The sequence below is a fragment of the Hydrogenophaga sp. genome, from assembly GCF_019264445.1.
GTDB lineage: Bacteria > Pseudomonadota > Gammaproteobacteria > Burkholderiales > Burkholderiaceae_C > Hydrogenophaga.
Genome location: NZ_JAHVAB010000060.1, coordinates 1 through 3,913 on the forward strand (window position 1 = coordinate 1; position 3,913 = coordinate 3,913).

5 protein-coding genes are annotated in these 3,913 nt (G+C 66.5%); 1 reads left to right on the forward strand and 4 read right to left on the reverse strand.

The annotated features are described in order from the left end of the window. The 4 genes from KXJ60_RS12325 to KXJ60_RS12340 all read right to left on the reverse strand — a co-directional run. Nucleotides 1-607 (reverse strand): SDR family NAD(P)-dependent oxidoreductase (locus KXJ60_RS12325; protein WP_291127808.1); only part of this gene is annotated, 607 nt, incomplete at its 3' end. A 148-nt stretch (nt 608-755) separates the two neighbouring features. Beyond that, nucleotides 756-1,541 (reverse strand): ABC transporter permease, encoded by a 786-nt coding sequence (locus tag KXJ60_RS12330; protein ID WP_291127810.1) that lies wholly within the window; start codon nt 1,539-1,541, stop codon nt 756-758. Nucleotides 1,542-1,578: 37 nt separating this feature from the next. Then, nucleotides 1,579-2,580 carry an ABC transporter substrate-binding protein gene (locus tag KXJ60_RS12335; RefSeq protein ID WP_291127815.1) on the reverse strand — a complete coding sequence of 334 codons (1,002 nt, stop codon included), beginning with the start codon at nt 2,578-2,580 and terminating at the stop codon, nt 1,579-1,581. Nucleotides 2,581-2,619: 39 nt separating this feature from the next. Beyond that, a complete protein-coding gene (locus KXJ60_RS12340; protein ID WP_291127817.1) occupies nt 2,620-3,456 on the reverse strand; it encodes an ABC transporter ATP-binding protein in 837 nt (278 codons plus the stop codon). 225 nt (nt 3,457-3,681) lie between these two features. Between KXJ60_RS12340 and KXJ60_RS12345 the strand changes: the two genes are divergently transcribed. Beyond that, on the forward strand, nt 3,682-3,852 hold the full coding sequence (locus KXJ60_RS12345) for a hypothetical protein (protein ID WP_291127820.1): 171 nt from the start codon (nt 3,682-3,684) through the stop codon (nt 3,850-3,852). Nucleotides 3,853-3,913 lie beyond the last annotated feature (61 nt).

Here is a 3,913-nt window from a genome sequence, read left to right on the forward strand (position 1 = left end):
GCTCCTGCGGCACGTAGGCGGTGGCTTCCACCAGCGTGAGGCCGGGGGCGATGGCGTTGACGGTGATGCCGTCGGCGCCCATTTCGCGGGCCATCGAACGCGTCATGGCGATCACCGCGCCCTTGCTCGCGGCGTAGGCCAGCAGGCGCGGCGCGCCCCACAGCGCGGTGTCTGAAGCGAGGTTGACCACGCGCCCGCTGCCGCTTGCCGCCAGGTGTGCGCGGGCAGCGGCGGTCACCAGCCAGGTGCCGCGCACATTGACATCCATCACGAGATCCCAGGTGTCGGCGCTGAGCTCGTTCATGCCCTTGCCGCCGGAATTGGTGATGGCCGCGTTGTTGATGAGGCCGTCGAGCCCGCCGAGCCATTGCACGGCGGCTTGCACGCCGCCCTGCACGCTGGCGGCGTCGAGCAGGTCCAGCGGCACGTAGTGCGCGTGGGGTCCGAGGTCTTGCGCGAGTTGTTGCCCGGCGTCGTGCAGCACGTCGCTGATGACGACGCGCGCGCCGGCTTGCACGAGGGCCTGCGCGAAGCTCGCGCCCAGGCCGCGCGCGGCACCGGTGACGAGCACGCGTCGGCCGTCGAGGTGGATTTCGTTGTGGCTCATGGAGGTCATTTGCCCAGGAGGGGAAGTTGATACAAGGGCATCAAGGGTCCGGCTACGCCGGCCCGAGATGCCGTCCTCCCTCCCAGCGCCGAAGGCGCGCCAGAGAGGGGGGAAGCCGCGCAGCGGCGCAGGGGGGTGTTCACGTTTTTCAGGCCACGCGCCGCTCGGCGCTGGGCAGGTAGTGCAGAACGCGCTTCTCGGCGATCACCACGGCGTAATAGGCCACGATGCCGATCACGGTGAGCGCCGCAATGATCACGAACACGCCGGCCGTGTTGCCCTGGCCTTCAAAGAAGACCAGCAGGTAGCCCAGGCCCATGTTGCCGCCGACCAGTTCACCGACCACCACACCGATCACCGCCAGCGTGCTGGCGATGCGCAGGCCCGAAAACAGCGGGGGCAGGGTGGTGGGGAACTCGACCATGCGGAACACCTGCAGGCGGGTGGCCGAGAACGAGCGCGCGAGGTTGATGAGGTCGTGGTCCATGGTGCGCATGGCCGAGAGCACGTTGATGAGCACGGGGAAGAAAACGATCAGCACCGCCACCAGGATCTTGGGGTACATGGTGTAGCCCAGCCACATGACGAACAGCGGCGCAAATGCGACCTTGGGTGCGATCTGCAGCGCCAGCAGGTAGGGCGAGAGCACGGCTTCCACCTTGGGCGACAGGCCCAGGGCGTAGCCAATGAGCGCGCCCAGCAGCGAACCCAGGATGAAGCCGATCACCACCTCCGCGCCCGTGATGCCCGCGTGCCAGAGCAGCCGCTCGCTGCCCCAGATGCGCACGGCCTCTTCCCACACCCGCGAGAACGGCGGCAGCACAAACTCGGGCACGCCCAGCGCGCCGGGACCAAACTCCCAGGCGGCCATGAACACCACCAGAACCAGCAGGCTCCAGAGCGCCGTGCTGTAGCGCTGCAGTACGTCTTTCATCTCGGGACTTTCGAAGGCGGGGAGGGGCTGGCGTGGCTTACTTGGCCGTCACGAACTGGTTGGTGTAGAGCTCTTTGAGCGGCGTCTCCTTGGGCACCACGCCGTTAGTGACGTAGAACTTCTGCAGCTCGCCCAGGCGCGCTTCGTCCATCAGGCCGGGCACCTTCTGCGCGGCGTACACGTATTTGTTGAACAGCTCGAAGGCCTTCTGGATGCTGGCTTCCTTGCCCTTGTGCACCGGCACGTGGTTCACGTACACGGCGGTGGCGGCCTTGGGGTCGGCCATGATGTCTTTCATGCCCTTGAGCGTGGCGCGCACCAGCTTCTGGATGAGCTGCGGGTTCTTGGCAATGGTCTCGTCAGACGCGAGGATGGCCTGGGCCATGCTCTTGAAGTAGATGTCGGCGGGCAGGATGTCGACCTGCGCGCCCGCGTCCATGGCGCTCACGGTCCAGTCGGGCACGCCGGCCATGGCAGAAGCCTTCTTGGCGGCGAACTGCTGCCACACACCCGCGGGGCCTGCGGCCTGGATGTTCACATCGTTCTTGGTCAGGCCCACCTTGCTGAGCATGCCCAGCAGCGCGTAGTAGGTGGTGTCGGTGTAGGCGAGCACGGTCACGGTCTTGCCCTTGAGCTCGCGCGGGCTCTCGATCTTTTCATCCTTGTGGCTCACCAGCTGTGTGAGCGAGCCGGCGCCCAGCACCGCCACGGCCTTCACCGGAATGCCCTGGGCACGCGCAATGATGGGCGTGTCACCGATGGCGCCGCCAATGACGGCGTTGCCCGCACCAATCTGCTTGGCCACGTCCACACCGCCGCGCGCGGTCACGAAGTTCACCTTCAGGCCTTCGGCCTCGTAGTAGCCCTTGGCCTGCGCCAGCATCCAGGGGCCAAAGGCCGGCAGCGTGCCCGGCGCGGGCAGCAGGTAGGTGATTTCCTGCACCTGCGCGTGCGCGCCCAGGGGAACGGCCAGCGCCGCGGTGGCGAGCAGGCTCAGGCAGGCACGGCGGGTTCCGTTGAAAGCGCGGGTCATCTTCATGGCAACTCCAGTGGGCAGGTGGAAGGAAACGGAGGGGGTTCAGTGCACGTCGGTCTGTGCGTCGAGCTTGAGCAGGTCCATGAGGCGGCTCACGTAGTCGCCCACGTCGGGGTGCTTGCGGCGCGCCATCGGGTTGTCGCGCCCGGGGATGTCGACCACGATTTCTTCAACGATGGTGCCGGGGCGCTCGCTCATGACCAGGATGCGGTCCGACAGCGCCACGGCTTCGGCCAGGTCGTGGGTGATGAAGAGCACGGTCTTCTGGTGCTCGGCCACGGTGCGCGCCAGGTCCTGCTGCAGGATCATCTTGGTCTGTGCATCGAGGGCAGAGAAGGGCTCGTCCATCAGCAGCACGATGGGGTCGACCGCGAGCGTGCGCGCCATGGCCGCGCGCTGGCGCATGCCGCCGGAGAGCTGGTGCGGGTAGCTGTTGCCAAAGCCCTTGAGGTGGCACTGGGCCAGCAGCCGGGTGGAGATGGCCGCGCGCTCGGACGGCTTCACGCCGCGCAGCTCCAGGCCGAACTCGACGTTCTGCGCAATCGTGCGCCAGGGCATGAGCAGGTCTTTCTGCAGCATGAAGGCGACGTGCTTGTTCGGCCCGGTGACCACTTCGCCGTTGACCTTGACGATGCCCGCCGAGGCCTTGGCCAGGCCCGAGCCCATGTTGAGCAGCGTGCTTTTGCCGCAGCCCGATGGTCCAATGAGCGACACCACTTCGCCTGGCTGGATGGACAGCGTCACGTTGCGCGCCGCGATCACTTCAGGGTTCTTGCCGCGGGCGGGAAAGCGCTTGTCGACGCCGATGAATTCGATCGCGGGATGCAGACCGCCGTGTGCCGGGGCGGTTGCGCGGGAGCCGTGAAGTGCGTCGTTCATGGGAGCCTGCGGAATGCGGTTGGTGTTTTGTATATGAAACGTTGATTCATTACGGAATCAATGCTAGGCCTGTTGATCCGCTTTGTCTGGAAAAACCCAGTAACCCTGCGGGGTATTGGGTGGGGGTGCGTCTGGCCCTGGGAGCGGGGCAGGGAAAGCCGCCGGGGACGGCCCCTGTGGCTATGGCTTAATAGCGGCTTTTGCAATCTCTCTCAGGAACCAGCCATGGGCAACAAAATCGTCACCGAAGCCGACCGCAAAGCCACCCCCCGTCCGAAGCCCGTTGCTGGCGTCAGCCTGGCCACGCCGGGCCGTGGCCAGCGCGTGAGCCTGGAGCGCGGCGTGGCCACGCGCAGCAAGAAGAACCCCGGCAAGCGCTCGAAGAAGGGCGGCTGATCGCCCCCTGGCCCCTTCGGCCAGGCCCCATGCAAAAGGCCCGCACTGCGGGCCTTTTGCA

Coding starts and splice junctions, on each gene's coding strand:
- KXJ60_RS12340 (WP_291127817.1), bottom strand. CDS start 3,456: ATGAACGACGCACTTCACGGCTCCCGCGCAACCGCCCCGGCACACGGC.
- KXJ60_RS12330 (WP_291127810.1), bottom strand. CDS start 1,541: ATGAAAGACGTACTGCAGCGCTACAGCACGGCGCTCTGGAGCCTGCTG.
- KXJ60_RS12345 (WP_291127820.1), top strand. CDS start 3,682: ATGGGCAACAAAATCGTCACCGAAGCCGACCGCAAAGCCACCCCCCGT.
- KXJ60_RS12335 (WP_291127815.1), bottom strand. CDS start 2,580: ATGAAGATGACCCGCGCTTTCAACGGAACCCGCCGTGCCTGCCTGAGC.